Below are 18115 nucleotides of genomic sequence, written 5' to 3'. Positions count from 1 at the left end.
GACTCCGACCGTCGCCGGCCGAGTTCGGCATCAGAGAGGCCACCCTACGCGCAAAGCCGCATCTCGCCTCTCCGACGACGCGAGAGGCGTCGACCCGCCTGGATCAACGGGAGTTCGATGAAGCGGTAGAGCACCTCGGCGAGGAGGAGACTCAGTGCCTGAGAGTGCTGCTCCCCGGGGAACTGTCAGCATCGATCACAGCTCACATCACAGATCGCAGGCGTTCGGCAAGCGGCACGGACAGCGTTTCTGCGAAGCGGAGCGCGAGATGATCGCCGTCGATGAACACCGGCAGCCCGCCGATCACCCCGGAGCACATGTCACCGTCGCAGAGCCGGTCGCTGAGGTCTACCACCGGCACTCCAAGCGACACCGCCGCGGCTGCAAGATGGTCGGGCAGCAGTTGCTGACTCTGCGGCGCGACGCAGCCGCGGTCTCGCGATCCGAAGCTGAGGGTGCAATCGGGCCCGAGAGTGCCTCCGCCCTCCGGCACATCGCGGATCACGACGAGTCGGGTGCCAGAAGCTGCCCAGGGTTCAGTAACGCGTTGCAGTGCATCCCTCAGCTGGTCGGGCTGGGAACGCCCTGTCCCATCAGCGACTTCCTTGTTGGCGTGGTTCACCATGAGTACGACATCCGGTTTCATCGCTGTGACGCGTTCGCCTACCTCACCCACCCATGTCACGCACTGCGCCGCGGCATCCGCAGGGAATCTTCCGCCCCGAAGCTTCGTCACAGTGACGTCCAACGGGCTGCAGCCTGCAGCGTAGGTGTGGAAGAAGCGCCATTTCTCCTGCTGGGCAACGGGGAGGAGCGCCCCGACCATATGCGCGGCGTGAGAGTCGCCGACGAGCAGCACGGTGCGCGCATCCGCGGCACCGTCAGTGAAGTCGCAATCGATGATCGGCCCCAGAGAGAGGCCCAGGTCTTCCCGCGGCTCGCATTCATGGCGCGTCGCAAGGAGCGGCTCGTCCCTGCTCCAGTCCGCGAGAGTAGTGGCGGGGCCGAAGGGGTCGACACATCCTCGCTCGGGGTCGAGCGCTGCGGCGCCGACGCAGTTCGGGTCAGCGTGTTTCTGCGCTGCGGCCATCGAACGTTCGATGGCCGCGAGCGAGTTCGGAGCATGCACGACACCCACGTACCCTCCGAGCAGTGCGACCGTGGTGATGCTGGCAATGACGAGCAGGCCTGTCGTTCGCGGGCGGCGCGGAACGAGGAGCCGGTCTCGGAAGCGGTCCTCTACGAACACTTTCGTTGCAGCGGCGAGCGCGATACTGACGAGCAGCAGGATGACCAGATCCTTCGATGTCACCGTCCGTTTCAGTGCATAGGGTGCCACGATGAGCAGGGGCCAGTGCCAGAGGTACAGGGAGTAGGAGATGTCGCCGATGAATTGCACCGGCGGCAGCTCACCGAGTCGGCCCGGATTGAGGGGAGCAATGCCCGGTCCAGCCGCGATGACGAGCGCGGTTCCGAGCACGGGCATCAGCGCCCACGGGCCCGGGAACGCCGTCTCCGCGGTGAAACGCAGCGCTGCATACGCGATCATCCCGTAGCCTGCGAGCTGCGCCACGGCTTGCAGTACGCGATTCAACGGCTTGCTCCTCATAAATACACGGGCCAGGGATCGCACGTGCAGGGCGATCAACGCACCGGTGAGGAGCTCCCAGGCCCGCCCGAAGGTATTGAAATACGCTGCAGGCGACTGCGCAGTCTGGAGCACGCAGTACACGAGAGATGCGGCCCAGAGGGCACCGATGACCGCAGTGAGTTGCGCTCTGCTCGGCGGTGACTGTTTGAGTTTGAGTGTCAGCGCGCACAGCGCGAGCAGCAGGAGCGGCCAGAAGAGGTAGAACTGCTCTTCAACGGAGAGGCTCCAGTAGTGCTGGAACATGGTGGCGCTGTTTTGCTGCGCGAAGTAGTCGACCGCCTGCGAGGCCAACCACCAGTTCTGCACATACGCCGTACTGGTGAGTGCTTCTGTCGCGCCCGCAGCCCAGTTCGGTACGGGAAGCAGGAACACGGTGAGCCCGAGCGAGACGAGCGTTACGAGTAGCGCTGCTGGGAGCAGTCTGTTCGCGCGGCGCTGGTAGAAGCGCGCCAGTCTGATGCGGTGCGTGGATTGGAGTTCAGCGAGCAAATGGGCGGTGATGAGAAACCCGGAGATCACGAAGAACACATCGACGCCGACAAACCCGCCGCTGATTCGAAGCGGCCAGAAATGGTTCAGTACGACCAGCATGACCGCCATGGCGCGGAGCGCTTGGATGTCCTTCCGTCGGCGCGCAGTCTTCACCTGTAAATCCTTCGTAGTCGGCACAGCTGAAACATATGTGCAGCTCTGTTTCTATTGATTGACAGATCTTCTCAACGCGGTTCCACCTGAATGCCTGCTTGCGGGGAACCGCTCAACGCACGGGCAAATGACCGGTCGACCCATTCCCGGTGCCGCTCCGTGTATGCGCGTGCGGTCTCATGCATCTGCCCCAGACCGGAGATGGCGTCTGTCGTGCATCGAGACTTTGAGGCCAAGCTGACCCAGCGGCCAGGCTGAGCACCAGCGCCGCGCCAGCACCCGGCCTCACCCGCTGCAGGGAAACTGCTGCGGTATGGCGCAGATCGATGGGTACGCGCCGAGCTAGCGTGTCCAGAACTCGATCTCTCCGTCGTCGAAAGAGCCTTTCAGCGCGTTACTCATGAGTGCGCTGTCCTCCAAGTCGAGAATGTCGTCCCCATTACCCCGAGTTGAGACGCTCCAGCTCTCGGGGAGAGTGCATTCCTGCCAGCAGTACTCGGTCTTCCACAGCGAGTCCGTGAACCAGAGTTCGCCACCTGCACTGTCGGCGAAGCTCAGAGTCACGCCCTGTTCTCCGTGTGCCGCGAGCCTCACTAGCGGACCGCGGTTTCCGCCACCCGAATTCCACCCGACGCCTTCGCGCATCCCGTCCGGCCCCACCGGCTCCCACGTTTTCGAGTCGCAGGCCCCTGAGCACTTCTCAGTTAGCGTCGCAATGGCCGCCTCAATTTCCTTCAGAGCCCCGTTAGTCTTCTTCCCGCTGGGTTCAAGGTCTCGGATATCGACCGTCAGGCAGTCGTCAGCAGACTTCATCTCTGTGCTTATCGCACCGCTCTCCCCCAGTGTCACTGCTGCGATGCCCGTGCACGTCGGTTCCTCCAGATATTGGGTTGTGAAGCGCCGTTCGACGTCGTATACCCCAGGAACAACAAGCAGCGCGCTTCCGGGCTCCACTTCTTCGCCGTTGATCGAGTACTGGCTGTCCTCGGAGTCGCTGCTGCCCAGCCTCACTACCGGCAGCTCATTCGTAACGACGTAGCTCGGCTCTCCGTCGATCATCACCTGACCCAAAGTGACCTTCGTACTCAGAGCTCTATCACCGAGCTTGTACGTGGCGGCTACCGTCGGGAACCCGTCGGTATAAGACTCCTCACGGATCTGGACGTCTGAGATGCGCTGCTTGGGCGGGTCAACTTGTACCGCGTCACTGGCATCACCATGCAATTCTGTTGCAGTCAACTCCATCACTCGTTCCATGTCGCCCTTTTCCAACGCTTTGAGATACGACTGAGCAACACCGCTCGGCGTATCGGGCTTCGAACCCAGCGAGCAGGCAGTGAGCCCGACGGTCGCGGCCAACAATGCGGCGGGCAGAACGAAGGTAGTCAGTCGGCGCATGAGTTTCACGTCTCTCTCGGGTTGACAGGTACCGGAGTGGCATAGGAACACCACGTTCCTCGCACACCATACCTGAAATAACGAGCCTTAAAGTACCTGTGCTTTATTTACCAATAGCGAAGGATATGCAGAAGGGCAGCACCGATCCCCGATATGCGCGCCCTCGGTATACACATCGTCCTGCTGCGGCGGGGACGGCCCCGGCCGATCGCCGACCTCGCAGAAGCCCAAAGTGTACGCAGAAAGACGATCATCCAGATCGAAGTCGGTCGAGTAGCTGTAGGGGTCTCGACGCTGCACGCCATCGCGCACGCCATCGGCATCCCTTCTATCGAGCTGATCGCTCCCGCCTGCGCACGGCACCAGAAGTCCATTCACCGGCCGACGAAGACAGTCGAACCGCCACGCCAAAGCCGCACCCCACCCGCTGCGGGTAGACTGCGGCGGCATGAAGCAGATCGACGGGCGCACGCTCGGCAAGTGGAGCCTTCGGCTCGACGCGATCTACTGCGCGTTCCTGGGCGCCGCAGTCGCAATCTGTGCGGAACCTATCTCTGCAGCCGTGGCGCTTCCCTTCCCTCTGATCGCCGCCGTCGGCGTCGTCGTCGTACTCTGGGCCGGCATCGTGCTCTGGATGCCGACGAAGCTGCGCCTCCGCACCGCACTGCGGCTCGTGCTGGGCGTGAATATCGTGGCCGCCCTGCTCGTCGCGGTGTGCGCGCTCGCAGCAGCGACCGTACCGGCTGCGATCGCCGTTCTCGCTGTGGCCGCCAGCGTTGCGCTCTTCGCAGCGAGCCAGACCCTCGCGCTCCGCACGCTGCCGACCGCCGCGAACGGCTGAACGCACCAGTTCCGCCCCGAGCTACTGCGCTCGAACCCACCGGCGAGAATGAAAGAACCCCCGCGATGTAGAAGCTACGCGGGGGTTCAGCAACGGTGTAATAGCCGTTACGTGGCTCCGACCGGCATCGATCCGGTGACCTTTCGATTTTCAGTCGAACGCTCTACCAACTGAGCTACAGAGCCGAGCAATCATATGTCGATCGCCAGAGACGAAGAAACCCTTCCGAAGAAGGGCTCTTCATCCAGCGACCCTGACGGGACTTGAACCCGCGACCTCCGCCGTGACAGGGCGGCGCGCTAACCAACTGCGCTACAGGGCCATGATGTATTAAGTTGTGGGCGGTAGTTAGTGACCCCAACGGGATTCGAACCCGTGCTGCCGCCGTGAAAGGGCGGTGTCCTAGGCCGCTAAACGATGGGGCCGAAGCGATTTCCCGCTTGCTACCGAGATGAAATACTACGTGGAGTTCGCGGTGCGGTGCAAATCGGGGCCGAAGTTCACGGTATCCCTGGCGTGTCGCCTCCGTGAACGGGCCCGGAACCGCAGGCGGCGGGCCCGTACGGCCGACGGCCGGCGGGCACGTCTCGCCCGACGGTGTCAGCCGCCGAGTGCCCGCTGCACCCGGGCCAACGAGATGTTCTCGTGCACGAAGACGCCCGAGCTGGTGCGCTGCTCGAAGTGGTAGCCGATGCGACCCTGCGACAGCAGCCCGATGAGGTGCGGTTCGCTCGCGTTCCACATCACCCACGTGGGTTGTCCCTGCGCGTTCGGCCCGAGGAACGTGATCTCGATGTCACGCGCTCCGATGCGCTGCATGCTGGGCATGAGTCGCTCAGTCGAAAGCGCGACGCTGCCCGTTCCCGTGTGCTGCATCTCACTCATAGCTCGATACTAGCGAAATGAGTCTGCCGACGATAGGACCCGAAAATCGCGGTGCCGCGCGACCCCTCGCACCGGAATCCTGCAGGACTCCTCGCCAGGGATCGCGCCGCGCACCGCCGCGCCGTCCGCGCTGTGCGCGGCCTACGCGCCTGCGATGAACGCCGACATGACGCGGGCCAGCCCGTGCAGGTCGTCGACGTGCGCGAGCTCTCGCGCCGAATGCATCGACAGCAGCGGCACGCCCGCGTCGACCGTGCGGATGCCGATGCGCGTCGCGGTCAACGGGCCGATCGTCGACCCGCAGGGCACCGTGTTGTTCGACACGAACTTCTGCGAGGCGACCCCGGCCGCATCGCAGGCCCGCTGCCACAGCGCCGCGCCGTGCGCATCGGTCGCGTAGCGCTGGTTCGCGTTGATCTTCAGCATGGGCCCGCCGCCGGCGACCGGCCGCACGTGCGGGTCGTGCTTCTCGGCGTAGTTCGGGTGCACCGAATGCCCCGCGTCGGCCGAGATGCACCACGAGTCGGCCATCGCCCGCGCCGCCTCGTCGGCGGTCGCACCGAGACCGGCGCGCAGCCGGCGCAGCACGTCCTCGAGAAACGGCCCGCAGGCGCCCGAGCGGCTGTTCGAGCCGAGCTCTTCGTGATCGAAGGCGGCGAGCATCGAGACGGTGCCGTCTGCGGGCTCCGTCGCGAGCAGCGCCACGAGGCTCGCGACGACCGAGCTGAGGTTGTCGAGCCGCGGCGAAGCGTAGAGCTCGCTCGTCGCGCCGATGCGCGCGGGCGGCTGCGTGTCGTGCGTACGCACGTCCATGCCGGCGATGTCGGCGGCCTGCACGTCGGCGGCCGCCGCCAAGAGGCCGAGCAGCGTCGGCGCATCGGGGCCGTCGACCCCGATGACGGGCTGCGTCTGCCGCTGCCGGTCGAGCGCGAGCCCGGTATTGGCCTCGCGGTCGAGGTGGATGGCGAGCTGCGGAATGCGTGCGACGGCCCCCGTGCGCACGAGGTGCTCGTCGCCGCTCGAGGTGACGATGCGGCCCGCGAACTCGAGGTCGCGGTCGAGCCACGACGTCATCAGCGGCCCGCCGTAGATCTCGACGCCGACCTGGCTCCAGCCCTGCGCCGTGAAATCGGCCTGCGGTTTCACGGCGAAGCCGGGCGAATCGGTGTGGCTGCCCATGATGCGCACCGGGCTCGCCGGCCCCACCGAGGCGCCCGCGCGCCACGCGATGAGGGCGCCGTCGCGGCAGACGAAGCCGAGCGAGCCGCCTTCGAGGGCCGCCCACTCCTCCGACTCGTCGTGCCGCACGAACCCGGCGTTCTCGAGCGCCGCCGTGAGCGCCGCGACCGCGTGGTACGACGACGGCGCGTCGGCGATGAAGCTCGAGAGGTAGTCGATGTAGGCGTCGCGCTCCTTCAGCAGGTTCTGCGGCGCACGGGGCGAGCGGCTGCGGCGCGAGCGACGCGACGCGGCCTGCGAGGCTGCGGCGTTCATTCCGCGGTCTCGGCGCTCACGCCGCCGTCTGCCGCTTCGGGCGCCTCGAAGCCGTCGACGAACTCGGCGAGCAGGCGCGCGCCGAAGCCGGTCGACCCGACCGAGCGCCACAGGTCGTCGTTCTCGGCCTGCATGGTGCCGGCGATGTCGAGGTGGCCCCACGGGGTACCGTCGACGAACTCGTTCAGGAACAGCGCGGCGAGGATCGCCCCCGCGTACTGCCCGCCGATGTTCGACAGATCGGCCACGTTCGACTTCAGCTGATCCATGTAGCGGTGATCGAGCGGGAAGCGCCAGATGTTCTCATCGGTCGCGTCGGCTGCGAGCTGCAGCTGCTCGGCGATGCGGTCGTTGTTCGCGAGCATCACCGCGGTGCGGGTGCCGAGCGCGGCCATCGCTGCGCCGGTGAGGGTGGCGATGTCGACGATCGCGTCGGGGCGGCGGCCCGCGACCGACTCGTCCTCGGTGGCGAGCACGAGGCCGTCGGCCATGACGAGGCGGCCCTCGGCGTCGGTGTTCTTCACTTCGACGGTCTTGCCGCCGCGAATCGTGAGCACGTCGCCGAGCTTCGTCGCGCTGCCCGAGGGCATGTTGTCGGTGCACATGAGCCAGCCGGTGACCGCGGTGCTCGCACCGAGGTCGCGCAGCGCCGTCATCGACGAGAAGACGGCGGCCGCGCCCATCATGTCGAACTTCATCGCCGCGTGCATCGCGTTCGACGGCTTCAGGCTGATGCCGCCCGAGTCGTACATGATGCCCTTGCCGATGAGAGCGAGGTGCCCCTCGGGGTCGGCGGGGCGGTACGAGACCTTGATCATGCGCGGCTCTTCGACGCTGCCGGCGTTCACACCGAGGAGCCCCCCGGTGCCGAGCTCAGTCAGCGCCTCGTGATCGAACACCTCGACGTCGAGCCCGAACTCGGGCGCGAGCTGCTCGATGACCTCGGCGAACTTCACGGCGCTGAGGTGGCGCGGCGGGGTGTTCGCGAGGTCGCGCGCGATCGTGGCGGTGCGGGTGAGAATCAGGGCGCGTTCGACGCCGAACGCCGCCGCATCGTGCTCGCCCTCGCCGAGCTGCAGCTCGAGCTCGTCGAGCGCGACGGTCTTCGGGTCGTTCTTCAGCGCGTCGTAGCGGTACCGGGCGAGCACCGCGCCCTCGATGACGGCCTGCACGGCCACATCGGCGTCCCACTCCTCGGCGCCGCTATCACCGCCGGCGATGAGGTCGCGCAGGTCGATGCCGATGGTGCCGGCCTCGCGCGCGGCGCGGCTCACGGCAGCCGCGGCGTCGCGCAGCTGCGCGTCCGTCTCGACGCCGTTCGCGCCGGTGCCGACGAGCACGCGCATCGGCGCTCCGGGCAGCACGAAGGTCTGGTTCTTGGCACCGGTGAAGCCGGCCGCGGCGAGCGCCTCACGGCTGAGCGACGCGTCGCTCAGCGCTGCGGGCAGGTCGCCCTCGGCGGCGACGAATACCGCGATCGCTGCGGCCGAACTCGGCGGTTCGGCCGAGACGCTCACTCGCGGCGAGTGCTGCAGAGAAGGGACAGGATCGAATGCGGGATCAATCACAACGCTCATGCGCTCCACACTACCGTCGGCCCCCGACAACACGTCGGGCCGGTTCGTGAATTCGGCACGGGCGCACCAATACTTCGGCCCTCACCCGTATTTCGGAGCAGAATCGACGAATCGATCCGAAATACGGGTGAGGGCCGAAATTCGGGCGGGGCGGCGCGCAGCAGGGCCCGGGGCCGGCCGCTGGCAGCCGCAGGGCCAGGGATCCCTGGCCGAATGCCCTAGGAGGCGTACGCCCCGACGAGGCGCACGGCGCCGCCGTCGACGCCCTTCGCGCCCTGCTCGAAGCCCTCGAAATCGCGGGCGGACATCGACACGGTGCCGGCGACCCACACGTCGAGCTTCTCGGCGGTGAGGGCCGCGGCCACCTGCGGGGCACGGTCTGCCGCGACGACGGCGAACATGCCGACGCCGAGGTTCCAGGCGCCCTCGAGCGACTCGAGCGAGTGCCCGCCGAGGTCGGCGAGGTGACGGAAGACGGGCAGCGGCGACCAGCTCGAACGATCGACCTCGACCCATGCCCCCTGGGGCAGCACCCGGGCGAGGTTCGCGGCGATGCCGCCGCCGGTCACGTGGCTGAGCGAGTGGATCGCGCCGTCGGTCGCCGGGTCCTCGAGCACGCGCAGCAGCGGCGTCGTGTAGAGCGCGGTCGGGGTGAGCAGCGCCTCGCCGTACGAGGCGCCGAGATCGGCGGCGTGATCGGTGTACGACACCCCGCGCTCGGCGAGGATGTGGCGCACGAGCGAGAAGCCGTTCGAGTGCAGCCCCGAGGCACCCATCGCGAGCACGACGTCGCCGTCTTGCACGAGCGACGGCTGCAGCAGCTTGTCGGCCTCGACGACGCCCGTCGCGGCGCCCGCGACGTCGTAGTCGTCGGGCCCGAGCAGGCCCGGGTGCTCGGCGGTCTCGCCGCCGACGAGCGCGGTGCCCGTGGCCTCGCAGGCCTCGGCGATGCCGCGCACGATATCGGCGATGCGCTGCGGCACGACCTTGCCGCAGGCGATGTAGTCGGTCATGACGAGCGGCTTCGCGCCCACCACGACGATGTCGTCGACGACCATCGCCACGAGATCCTGGCCGATAGTGTCGTGCTTGTCCATCGCCTGGGCGATGGCGACCTTCGTGCCGACGCCGTCGGTCGACGAGGCGAGCAGCGGCCGCTGGTACTGCAGCAGCGCCGAAGCGTCGAACATGCCGGCGAAGCCGCCGACGCCGCCGAGCACCTCGGGGCCGTGCGTGCGCGTCACGGCCGACTTCATCAGTTCGACGGCGAGGTCTCCGGCAGCGGTATCCACTCCGGACTGGGCATAGATCGACGAGTTCTCGGTCACCCCAACATCGTACCGTGCCTGGGGATTGATCCCTGCCGCATATGCGACACTAGACGTTACGCCAGTTCGGCGCTCACCCCATTCCACAGGGAGCGAACAACACAGCATGTGCGGCATCGTCGGAATCGTCTCATCCGAACCCGTCAACCAGCAGATCTACGACAGCCTGTTGCTCCTGCAGCACCGCGGTCAAGACTCGACGGGAATCGCCACGCTCGACGGCGACTTCTTCCACATGGTGAAGACGAAGGGGCAGGTGCGCGAGGCGTACCGCACCCGCGACATGCGCAGCCTGCTCGGCAACGTCGGGCTGGGCCACGTGCGCTATGCGACCAAGGGGTCGGCGGCCACCGAGGAGGAGGCGCAGCCCTTCTACGTCGGTGCGCCCTACGGCATCATCCTCGTGCACAACGGCAACCTCACGAACACGCGCGAGCTGACCGCCGAGCTCTACAACGTCGACCGCCGCCACCTCAACACGCACTCCGACACCGAGCTGCTCTTGAACGTGCTCGCGAACGAGCTGCAGGCGGGTATCACCGGCATCACCCTCGACGCCGACCAGGTGTTCAGCGCCGTCGAGCGCGTGCACGAGCGCGTCGAGGGGTCGTACGCGGCCATCGCGCTCATCGCCGGCTACGGCCTGCTCGCCTTCCGCGACCCGAACGGCATCCGTCCTCTCGTACTCGGCCGCCGCACGGGCGCGACCGGCTCCGACGAGTGGGTCGTCGCCTCCGAGTCGCTCGTGCTCGAATCCGGCGGCTATGAAGTCGTGCGCGACGTCGAGCCCGGCGAGGCGATCCTCATCTCGCCCGACGGGACGATGCAGTCGCGCCAGTGCGCCGCGCAGTCGCGCCTCGCGCCATGCGCGTTCGAATACATCTACCTCGCCCGCCCCGACTCGGTGCTCGACGGCATCTCGGTCTACGAGGCCCGCCTGCGCCTCGGAGACGTGCTGGCCGAAGAGATCGCCGAGCAGCTCGAGGGCGTCGACATCGACGTCGTTATGCCGATCCCCGATTCGGGCCGCCCCAGCGCGATGCAGCTCGCGCAGCGCCTCGGCGCCAACTACCGCGAGGGCTTTTTCAAGAACCGCTACGTCGGCCGCACCTTCATCATGCCCGGACAGTCGGTGCGCAAGAAGAGCGTGCGCCAGAAGCTCAACGCCATGAGCTCGGAGTTCAAGGGCAAGAACGTGCTGCTCGTCGACGACTCGATCGTGCGCGGCACGACCTCGCGCGAGATCGTCGAGATGGCGCGCAGCGCGGGCGCGAAGTCGGTCATCTTCGCGTCGGCGGCACCGCCGGTGCTCTACCCGAACGTGTACGGCATCAACATGCCGTCGACCGGCGAGCTCATCGCGCACGGCCGCACTCCGGCCGAGATCGCCGAGGCGATCAGCGCCGACCACCTCGTCTACCTGAGCGTCGACGGCATGAACCGCGCCATTCTCGAGGGGCAGACCCGCGTCACCGAGCTCGAGCAGAGCTGCTTCACGGGCGAGTACATCGCCGGCGACATCGACGCCGAGTACCTCGCGTGGGTCGAGGCGACGCAGGAGAGCTGACGCTCACCCTCCTTTCGCCCTCCCCTCCGCGCCCTCTTCACCTCCCTCACGGCGACAATGGGTCGCGAATTGGGGTCGTCCACGATCGACACCCCCAATTCGCGACCCTTTGTCGTGCGGGCGGGGCCGGGGGGCAGGCGGGGCCGGGGGCAGACAGGGCCGGCATCTCTCCAGGGATCAACGACAGTGGGCGCCGCACGTTTCCGTGCGGCGCCCACTGCCGTTCCGGCCGGTGCCGGGAAGGCTCTTCCGAGGCTGCTCGGGGAGGCTATTCGCCCGCCTGCGAGCGCTTGTCGGCCTGGGCCTGCAGCTTGAGCGCTTCGAGCTCGGCCTTGGCGGCTTCGGCCTCGGCGCGGGCCCGTGCGATCTCGGCGTCGGCATCGGCGACCGGAGCCGCCGGAGTCGCCGGTGCGGTCGGAGCGACCGGTGCAGCCGGAGCGGCGGCCGCGGGAGCGGTGCCGGCGGTCTCGACGTCGGCGTCGGCCGAGTTCTCGGCCTTGCCGTCCTCGTCGTTACGCACTTCCTTCTTCAGAATCTTCATCGACTGCCCGAGGCTCTTCGCGAGCCCCGGAAGCTTCGGGGCTCCGAACAACAGCAGAATGATGAACAGGATGACGATGAGGTGCCATCCGGTGAGGCCTTGCAGCATGCTGAGTTCTCTCCAGTTTCGTCGAAGTCGGCTAATTATCGCACGTCAGTCTGGATCGCGACCCCGGAGCCGTGCCCCCGTTTGGCCACCGCGGTGAGCACGACCGACAGGATCGCGCCGACACCCAGGCCGACGGCCGCGCCGATCAGCGCCATGAAGCCGACGATCTGCGCCATCGAGTACTCGCTCTCGGGGTCGAGCGGCATGACGAGGCTCGCGAGCGAGAGGATCAGCGCGCCGAGCACGGCGGCGCCGATGAGCACGCGGCCGTAGCGCACCGACCGCTGCAGTTCGACCGTCTGCTCGCTCGTGACGATGACTGGCTCGTGCGGGGCCGGCGAGGCGTCTGCGGCGTCCGCGGCGTCCGCGGCGGTTCTGGCGCTCTCGACGGTGTCGGCATCCACCGCCGGAGTCGGGGTGTTCGTCGGGTTCTCCGCGGCTGCGGCGCTCTCGCCGGCTGCGGTGCTCGCTGCGCCCTCGGGGCGCGCGGCGGGGTCGGAATTGCTCATGCCTCTATTGTCTCAGCCCGCACCTGAGTGCCGGGCCGCGTCCGCGCACATCACGCCGCGGGTTCGTCACGCACCGGGATGGGTTTGGTGCACTATCGCCGCCGAATAGTGCACCGAACTCATCCCGCTGTCTCAGGGCGGTGCGGCACGGGGCGCACGAGGGGCAGCAGGCCGTCAAGGCTCGCCCGCGACCCCGACGCGGTCGCCCGCGCTTCGGCGAGGGCGTCGCTCCAGGCGAGCTGCCCTGCGGCGAGCGCGATCCACGTGGCGGGGTCGGTCTCGACGACGTTCGGCGGGGTGCCGCGGGTGTGCCGCGGCCCGGTGACGCACTGGGTCGCTCCGAACGGCGGCACCCGCACTTCGAGGGTGTTGCCCGGCGCGCGCTCGGCGAGTTCTTCGAGCAGGTAGCGCACGGCGGTCGCGAGCTCGGGGCGCGCCGCATGCTCTGCGCCGACGGCGAGCACGGCCTGCAGCGCTTCGCGCCCGGCATCGACAGGGATCCTCCGCTTCGCCATGCCCCCACCCTATCGAGCGCCCCGCTCCTCTTCCCCTTCCTCGCCAGCAGGCATCCGCGCCCAGCACGAGAACCCGCACCGTCCGACCGACGCGAGCGGCACGTCAGCGGTCCGGAGGCGGGTTCCGTCCGATTTGCGGCCGAGAGATGTGCAATAAGCGAAGCGGCACATCTCGAGAACGCAATTACCGGACGGAATCTCGCCTCCGGACCGCTGCCGTGCCGCGTCCCCGACTATCCTGAAACGGTGAAGATTCTCGTACTGGGCCCGGGCGCCCGCGAACACGCTATTGTCCTCGCGCTCCTCGAAGAGGGCGCCGATCACGAGATCGTCTGCGCTCCCGGTAACGCCGGTATCGCGGCGAGCGGCGTCGAGACGCCGGCGCTCGACTACACCGATCCGGTCGCGGTCGCGGAGTTCGTGAACGCGCGCGACGGGTTCGATCTCGTCGTCATCGGGCCCGAAGCGCCGCTGGTCGCGGGGGTCGCCGATCCGCTGCGGGCGGCGGGCGTGCCGGTGTTCGGTCCGGATCGGGCTGCGGCGCAGCTCGAGGGGTCCAAGGCGTTCGCGAAGCGCATCATGGATGAGGCGCAGGTGCCGACGGGCCGTGCCGTGCGGGTCGAGTCGGCCGCGGATGCGGGTGCGGTGCTCGACGAGTTCGGGGCGCCGTACGTGGTGAAGGCCGATGGGCTGGCTGCGGGCAAGGGCGTGCTCGTGACCGAGGATCGCGATGCGGCGCTCGAGCATGTCGCGACGTGGGCTCCGCACGGCGATGTGCTCGTCGAGGAGTTCCTCGACGGCCAGGAGGTGTCGCTGTTCTTCTTCGCCGACGGGCACGATGTCGTGGCGCTGACGCCGGCGCAGGATTACAAGCGCATCTTCGACGGCGATGAGGGCCCGAACACGGGCGGCATGGGCGCGTATTCGCCGCTGCCGTGGCTGCCGGGCGGTGTCGATGCGTTCGTGCAGGAGGTCGCCGAGACCGTGGCGCTGCCGACGGTGCGCCGGTTGGAGGCCGAGGGCACTCCGTTCGTGGGGCTGCTCTACTGCGGTCTGATCGTCACGTCGAAGGGGCTGCGCGTCATCGAGTTCAACGCCCGGTTCGGCGACCCCGAGACGCAGGTGGTCCTGGCGCGGCTCGAGTCGCCGGTCAGCGCGTATCTGCTGGCGGCGGCCCAGGGATCGCTGGCCGAGCTGCCCGCTCCCGTGTTCTCGGAGGAGCCCGCGGTGATCGTGGTCGTCGCGAGCGAGGGCTACCCGGGCGATGTGGTCACGGGCCGTCAGATCACGGGGCTCGAGGCCGCGGCCGAGGTGCCGGGCGTGCACCTGGTGCATGCGGCGACGCGGCGCGATGCCGACGGCGGCTGGGTCGCGACGGGCGGGCGCGTGCTCGGCGTGGTCGCGCGCGGGGCCGATTTCTCGCAGGCGCGCGCACGCGCCTATGAGGCGGTCGCGCAGATCGATCTCGAGGGGTCGCAGAACCGCACCGATATCGCGGCGCGCGTCGCCTGACGCTGCCGCCGCAAACGGCACGGGCCCGCAGAACTTTCGCGTTCTGCGGGCCCGTGCCGTTTGCGGGCTCCGAGTCGGGGCGCCGGCCTATTCGAGCGAGTCGCCGCGGATGAGGGCGTCGAAGTCGGGGTCGCCCGTGAGCGATTCCTCGGCGTCCCCCTCGTTCAGCTCGTCGGCGTCGTCGGCATTCTGCTGCACGCCCGGCGGGCCGGGCAGCACGAGCGGCACGATGCCGGCGTCCGGGTCCTCCTCTGCGGCGACCGGCTCTGCGGCGTCCGCCGCATTCGACGCCTCGGCGCGAGCAGGCTCCGCACTCGCGGACTCGGCGTCCTCGGGCTCGGCCGGCATCGTCGCCACTTCGATCACGACGGTGTCCGCGGAGGCGTCGTCGGTCTCCGGTTCGGAGTCGGTCTCCTGGCCGCCCGCGTCAGATTCGGCTCCGCCGTCCGCGCCGCCGCGCGTCTCCGCGGCCGATCCCGGCTCCGGAGCCGGGACCGGATCCGACTCCGGGCCGGAAGACTCGACCTCGGCGCTGCCGGCAGTGGCCACGGCGCCCCCGGCGACGCCGGCGGCCGCGGCCGCGGCGGGCGAACCGGCGTCGGCGATCCCTGGCTCGAATGCATCGACGGCCGCGACGAGCGCGGCGAGCAGCCCCTGCCAGCGCTCGGTCGCCGCCGCAGCGCGCTCGGCGGACTGCGGCAGCGCGTCGAAGCCCGTCTCGGTGACCGTCACGCCGGTGTCGACGCCCTGGGCGCGCAGCGTGAACAGCACGGCCGTCGGCCGGGAGCGCGACCCGTCAGCCGAGCCGTCGGTCGAGCCGTCGGTGCCGTCCGCTGCGGAATCGGCAGCGGCCACGGGAAGCGCCGCCCATCGGAACCCCAGAGCATGCCCCTCGACGAATACGTCGACGTCGCCCGCTGCGGAGCCGTCTCCGACGCTGCCGCCGAGCACGGCATCGAGTGCGGCAGTCGGCCACCAGCGCTCCCGAAGCGCGGGGTCGACCAAGTGTTTCCAGACGACCGCCCGTTGCGCGCGCACCCGTGCGCGTGCGACTACTGGCCCTAGCGGAATCATAGAATCTCCTCAGCCTTCGACTGGCCGGCGGAGCAGCACCACATACGCTCGCTCCCCCTCATCATGACTGTACTCGGTCTCCCATGTGCAGATGCATCGACTTCGCAGCATGTCGGCAGGCCGTGGAAGAATGGTCGCGTGACCTCTCATTCTGCTCCCGCTCAGCTCGCCGGTTGGCGCCACATCTACTCGGGCAAGGTGCGCGACCTGTACGCGCCCGAGAGCGGCTCCGACGACTACCTGCTCGTCGTCGCCTCGAACCGGGTGAGCGCGTTCGATTTCGTGCTCGACCCCGAGATTCCGGGCAAGGGCGCCATGCTGACGAAGCTGTCTCGCTGGTGGTTCGAGCGCATCGATCTGGCGAATCATCTGGCCGACGGCGCGAGCGACGCCCCGGCCGTGCCGGCCGAGGTCGCCGACCGCTCGATGCTGACCCGCAAGCTCGAGATGTACCCGATCGAATGCGTGGTGCGCGGCGCCATCACCGGCTCGGGCCTCATCGAGTACCGCGAGACGGGCGCGGTATGCGGCATCGAGCTGCCCGCGGGCCTCGAAGACGGCGATCTGCTCGACGCGCCGATCTACACGCCGGCCTACAAGGCGCCGCTCGGCGAGCACGACGAGAACATCACCTTCGAGCGCTCGGCCGAGATCGTGGGCGGCGAGGTCGCCGAGGCCCTGCGCGAGGCCTCGCTGCGCATCTTCACGCAGGCCAGGGATCTCGCGGCGGCCCGCGGCGTCGTACTCGCCGACACGAAGTTCGAATTCGGGCGCGACCCGCGCACCGGCGAGCTCGTGCTCGCCGACGAGGTGCTGACGAGCGACTCCGCCCGCTACTGGGATGCCGCGCTCTACGGCGACGAGTCGCTGCCGCGCACGGAGCGCCTCGCCTCGTTCGACAAGCAGATCGTGCGCAACTGGCTCGCCGCGCACTGGGACAAGCAGGGCACCCCGCCCCGCCTGCCCGACGAGATCGTCGCGCAGACCTACGCCCGCTACGCGGAGCTCTTCGACCGCCTCGCCGGCTGACGGGCCGCGCGCCTTGCGCGGCCCGCGGTTCGCGCGCATGCTGGGGTGATGGACCAGCGCGTCAGCTTCATCACGCTCGCGGTCGACGACGTCGCCCGCAGCCGCCGCTTCTACGTCGACGGGCTCGGCTGGGCGCCCATGTTCGAGGCGGATGACGTCGTCATGCTGCCGGTCGGCGAGCACCTGATGCTCTCGCTGTGGAGCATCGACGGCTTCACCTCCGAGATCGGGGCGCCGCCGGCGCGCGGTCTCGCACCGATCACGCTCGCCCACAACGTGCCGACGGAGCCCGAGGTCGACGCCGTGCTCGAGCTCGCCGCCTCGCTCGGCTCCGCCGTGCACCGGGCCGAGCACCGCGAATGGGGCGGCTACTCCGGCTACTTCGCCGACCCCGACGGCTTCCGGTGGGAGGTCGCGGTGAACCCCGGGCCCACCGGCGCGTACGTGCTCCCCTGATCGGAGCGCGCCACGGCCGCCGGTACCCGGCAGCTCAGCGACAGACAGGAATAGCGGTGCGACCCCGCGCGTTCTCCCGAGCATGCAGCACCTCGACGACCTCCTGCCCGATGCGACCGGCATGGGCGCCGTGACCCTCGCGGTCGCCGACCTCGACCGCATGCTCGCCTTCTACCACGGCGCCCTCGGGCTGCAGGTGCTCGCGCAGCGCCGGGGCGGCGCGGTGCTCGGCCGGGGCGGCGTACCGCTGCTCGTGCTCGATCAGGACGGCGCGCTCGCGCATGCCCCCGCGGCGGCGGCCGGGCTCTACCACACGGCGTTCCTCTTCGACACGGCCGAGCACCTCGCCTCGGCTGTCGCCTCCGTCGCCCGCGGCTACGGCGACCGCTACCAGGGCGCGAGCGACCACGTCGTCTCCGAGGCGTTCTACTTCGCCGACCCCGAGGGCAACGGCGTCGAGCTGTACGTCGACCGCCCGCGCGAGACGTGGACGGTCGCCGATGGCGGCGAGATCACGATGGGAACGCTGGCCCTCGACCCGAACCGCTACCTGCGCGAGCACCTCACCGACGCCGGCGCGACCGCCGTCGCGGACACCCCGGCGGTGGTCGGCCACGTGCACCTCAAGGTCGGCGACATCGCCACGGCGCGCGGCTTCTACGTCGACGCGCTCGGCTTCGGCGTCACCGCCACGTTCCGCGATCAGGCGCTCTTCGTCTCGGCCGGCGGCTACCATCACCACGTCGGCATGAATACGTGGGAGTCGCGCGGCGCCGGCGCGCGCACCCCCGCGCTCGGCCTCGGCGAGGTGACGATCGCGCTGCCCGATACCGACGCGCTCGGCGCCCTCGACGAGCGCCTCGCGCACCGGGGCATCGCCCGCGAGTTCGACGGGCGCGAGATCACGGTGCTCGACCCGTGGCGCAACCGGGTGAAGGTCGGCGTCGCGAGCGACCGCGCCGCTGCCGCGATCTGAGCACCCGAT

The 18115-nt window shown here is 68.9% G+C and carries 16 protein-coding genes and 3 tRNA genes; 6 read left to right on the top strand and 13 right to left on the bottom strand.

Annotated elements, in window-relative coordinates; translation table 11 throughout:
* Positions 1 to 202 precede the first annotated feature (202 nt).
* Positions 203 to 2296, bottom strand: a complete 2094-nt coding sequence (locus ACUYTF_RS07520) for an acyltransferase family protein (protein ID WP_434144534.1) — start codon at positions 2294 to 2296, stop codon at positions 203 to 205.
* 342 nt (positions 2297 to 2638) lie between these two features.
* Positions 2639 to 3694 (bottom strand): hypothetical protein, encoded by a 1056-nt coding sequence (locus ACUYTF_RS07515; protein WP_434144537.1) that lies wholly within the window; start codon positions 3692 to 3694, stop codon positions 2639 to 2641.
* A 448-nt stretch (positions 3695 to 4142) separates the two neighbouring features.
* Here ACUYTF_RS07515 and ACUYTF_RS07510 point away from each other — a divergent pair, with 448 nt between their 5' ends.
* On the top strand, positions 4143 to 4535 hold the full coding sequence (locus ACUYTF_RS07510) for a hypothetical protein (protein ID WP_434144539.1): 393 nt from the start codon (positions 4143 to 4145) through the stop codon (positions 4533 to 4535).
* A 112-nt stretch (positions 4536 to 4647) separates the two neighbouring features.
* Here the strand turns inward: ACUYTF_RS07510 and ACUYTF_RS07505 are convergent.
* The 7 genes from ACUYTF_RS07505 to purM form a co-directional block, all read right to left on the bottom strand.
* A tRNA-Phe gene (locus tag ACUYTF_RS07505) sits at positions 4648 to 4720 on the bottom strand.
* A 63-nt stretch (positions 4721 to 4783) separates the two neighbouring features.
* A tRNA-Asp gene (locus tag ACUYTF_RS07500) sits at positions 4784 to 4857 on the bottom strand.
* A gap of 30 nt (positions 4858 to 4887) precedes the next feature.
* A tRNA-Glu gene (locus tag ACUYTF_RS07495) sits at positions 4888 to 4960 on the bottom strand.
* 175 nt (positions 4961 to 5135) lie between these two features.
* Positions 5136 to 5420 carry a hypothetical protein gene (locus ACUYTF_RS07490; protein ID WP_434144541.1) on the bottom strand — a complete coding sequence of 95 codons (285 nt, stop codon included), beginning with the start codon at positions 5418 to 5420 and terminating at the stop codon, positions 5136 to 5138.
* A gap of 141 nt (positions 5421 to 5561) precedes the next feature.
* Positions 5562 to 6914: a M18 family aminopeptidase gene (locus tag ACUYTF_RS07485; protein ID WP_434144543.1), complete on the bottom strand. Its 1353-nt coding sequence runs from the start codon at positions 6912 to 6914 to the stop codon at positions 5562 to 5564.
* Positions 6911 to 8491, bottom strand: a complete 1581-nt coding sequence (locus ACUYTF_RS07480; protein WP_434144545.1) for a M17 family peptidase N-terminal domain-containing protein — start codon at positions 8489 to 8491, stop codon at positions 6911 to 6913. Before ACUYTF_RS07480 ends, ACUYTF_RS07485 begins: the two co-directional genes overlap by 4 nt.
* A 218-nt stretch (positions 8492 to 8709) precedes the next feature.
* A complete protein-coding gene (gene purM, locus ACUYTF_RS07475; protein WP_434144546.1) occupies positions 8710 to 9819 on the bottom strand; it encodes a phosphoribosylformylglycinamidine cyclo-ligase in 1110 nt (369 codons plus the stop codon).
* A gap of 106 nt (positions 9820 to 9925) precedes the next feature.
* Here purM and purF point away from each other — a divergent pair, with 106 nt between their 5' ends.
* Positions 9926 to 11386, top strand: coding sequence for an amidophosphoribosyltransferase (gene purF, locus ACUYTF_RS07470; protein ID WP_434144548.1), 1461 nt, complete (start codon positions 9926 to 9928; stop codon positions 11384 to 11386).
* A 268-nt stretch (positions 11387 to 11654) separates the two neighbouring features.
* On the opposite strand, the gene tatA is transcribed toward purF, so the two are convergent.
* The 3 genes from tatA to ACUYTF_RS07455 form a co-directional block, all read right to left on the bottom strand.
* Positions 11655 to 12035: a twin-arginine translocase TatA/TatE family subunit gene (gene tatA / locus ACUYTF_RS07465; protein ID WP_434141686.1), complete on the bottom strand. Its 381-nt coding sequence runs from the start codon at positions 12033 to 12035 to the stop codon at positions 11655 to 11657.
* 35 nt (positions 12036 to 12070) lie between these two features.
* Positions 12071 to 12544, bottom strand: a complete 474-nt coding sequence (locus ACUYTF_RS07460; RefSeq protein WP_434141687.1) for a hypothetical protein — start codon at positions 12542 to 12544, stop codon at positions 12071 to 12073.
* Between the two features lie 119 nt (positions 12545 to 12663).
* The gene (locus ACUYTF_RS07455; protein ID WP_434141688.1) at positions 12664 to 13059 is read right to left on the bottom strand and encodes a sterol carrier family protein; all 396 of its coding nucleotides are present in this window, start codon (positions 13057 to 13059) and stop codon (positions 12664 to 12666) included.
* Positions 13060 to 13305: 246 nt separating this feature from the next.
* Here ACUYTF_RS07455 and purD point away from each other — a divergent pair, with 246 nt between their 5' ends.
* Positions 13306 to 14571: a phosphoribosylamine--glycine ligase gene (gene purD / locus ACUYTF_RS07450; protein ID WP_434141689.1), complete on the top strand. Its 1266-nt coding sequence runs from the start codon at positions 13306 to 13308 to the stop codon at positions 14569 to 14571.
* A gap of 87 nt (positions 14572 to 14658) precedes the next feature.
* Here the strand turns inward: purD and ACUYTF_RS07445 are convergent, their stop codons facing one another.
* A complete protein-coding gene (locus ACUYTF_RS07445) occupies positions 14659 to 15645 on the bottom strand; it encodes a hypothetical protein (RefSeq protein WP_434141690.1) in 987 nt (328 codons plus the stop codon).
* A gap of 138 nt (positions 15646 to 15783) precedes the next feature.
* Between ACUYTF_RS07445 and ACUYTF_RS07440 the strand changes: the two genes are divergently transcribed.
* From ACUYTF_RS07440 to ACUYTF_RS07430, 3 genes are all read left to right on the top strand, one after another.
* Positions 15784 to 16674 carry a phosphoribosylaminoimidazolesuccinocarboxamide synthase gene (locus ACUYTF_RS07440; RefSeq protein WP_434141691.1) on the top strand — a complete coding sequence of 297 codons (891 nt, stop codon included), beginning with the start codon at positions 15784 to 15786 and terminating at the stop codon, positions 16672 to 16674.
* A gap of 48 nt (positions 16675 to 16722) precedes the next feature.
* Positions 16723 to 17130, top strand: a complete 408-nt coding sequence (locus ACUYTF_RS07435) for a VOC family protein (RefSeq protein ID WP_434141692.1) — start codon at positions 16723 to 16725, stop codon at positions 17128 to 17130.
* A gap of 82 nt (positions 17131 to 17212) precedes the next feature.
* On the top strand, positions 17213 to 18106 hold the full coding sequence (locus tag ACUYTF_RS07430; RefSeq protein WP_434141693.1) for a VOC family protein: 894 nt from the start codon (positions 17213 to 17215) through the stop codon (positions 18104 to 18106).
* Positions 18107 to 18115: the final 9 nt, after the last annotated feature.

The organism is Leucobacter sp. GX0328, assembly GCF_053567315.1.
Note: the sequence above shows the minus strand (reverse complement) of the source record. Positions and strands in the feature narration are given on the sequence as shown.

Bases quoted from the DNA above. Each gene is read 5' to 3' on its own strand.
- ACUYTF_RS07445 (WP_434141690.1), bottom strand. From the start codon at position 15,645: ATGATTCCGCTAGGGCCAGTAGTCGCACGCGCACGGGTGCGCGCGCAA.
- ACUYTF_RS07430 (WP_434141693.1), top strand. From the start codon at position 17,213: ATGCAGCACCTCGACGACCTCCTGCCCGATGCGACCGGCATGGGCGCC.
- tatA (WP_434141686.1), bottom strand. From the start codon at position 12,035: ATGCTGCAAGGCCTCACCGGATGGCACCTCATCGTCATCCTGTTCATC.
- ACUYTF_RS07480 (WP_434144545.1), bottom strand. From the start codon at position 8,491: ATGAGCGTTGTGATTGATCCCGCATTCGATCCTGTCCCTTCTCTGCAG.
- purF (WP_434144548.1), top strand. From the start codon at position 9,926: ATGTGCGGCATCGTCGGAATCGTCTCATCCGAACCCGTCAACCAGCAG.
- ACUYTF_RS07435 (WP_434141692.1), top strand. From the start codon at position 16,723: ATGGACCAGCGCGTCAGCTTCATCACGCTCGCGGTCGACGACGTCGCC.
- ACUYTF_RS07485 (WP_434144543.1), bottom strand. From the start codon at position 6,914: ATGAACGCCGCAGCCTCGCAGGCCGCGTCGCGTCGCTCGCGCCGCAGC.
- ACUYTF_RS07515 (WP_434144537.1), bottom strand. From the start codon at position 3,694: ATGCGCCGACTGACTACCTTCGTTCTGCCCGCCGCATTGTTGGCCGCG.
- ACUYTF_RS07455 (WP_434141688.1), bottom strand. From the start codon at position 13,059: ATGGCGAAGCGGAGGATCCCTGTCGATGCCGGGCGCGAAGCGCTGCAG.
- ACUYTF_RS07490 (WP_434144541.1), bottom strand. From the start codon at position 5,420: ATGAGTGAGATGCAGCACACGGGAACGGGCAGCGTCGCGCTTTCGACT.
- ACUYTF_RS07460 (WP_434141687.1), bottom strand. From the start codon at position 12,544: ATGAGCAATTCCGACCCCGCCGCGCGCCCCGAGGGCGCAGCGAGCACC.
- ACUYTF_RS07510 (WP_434144539.1), top strand. From the start codon at position 4,143: ATGAAGCAGATCGACGGGCGCACGCTCGGCAAGTGGAGCCTTCGGCTC.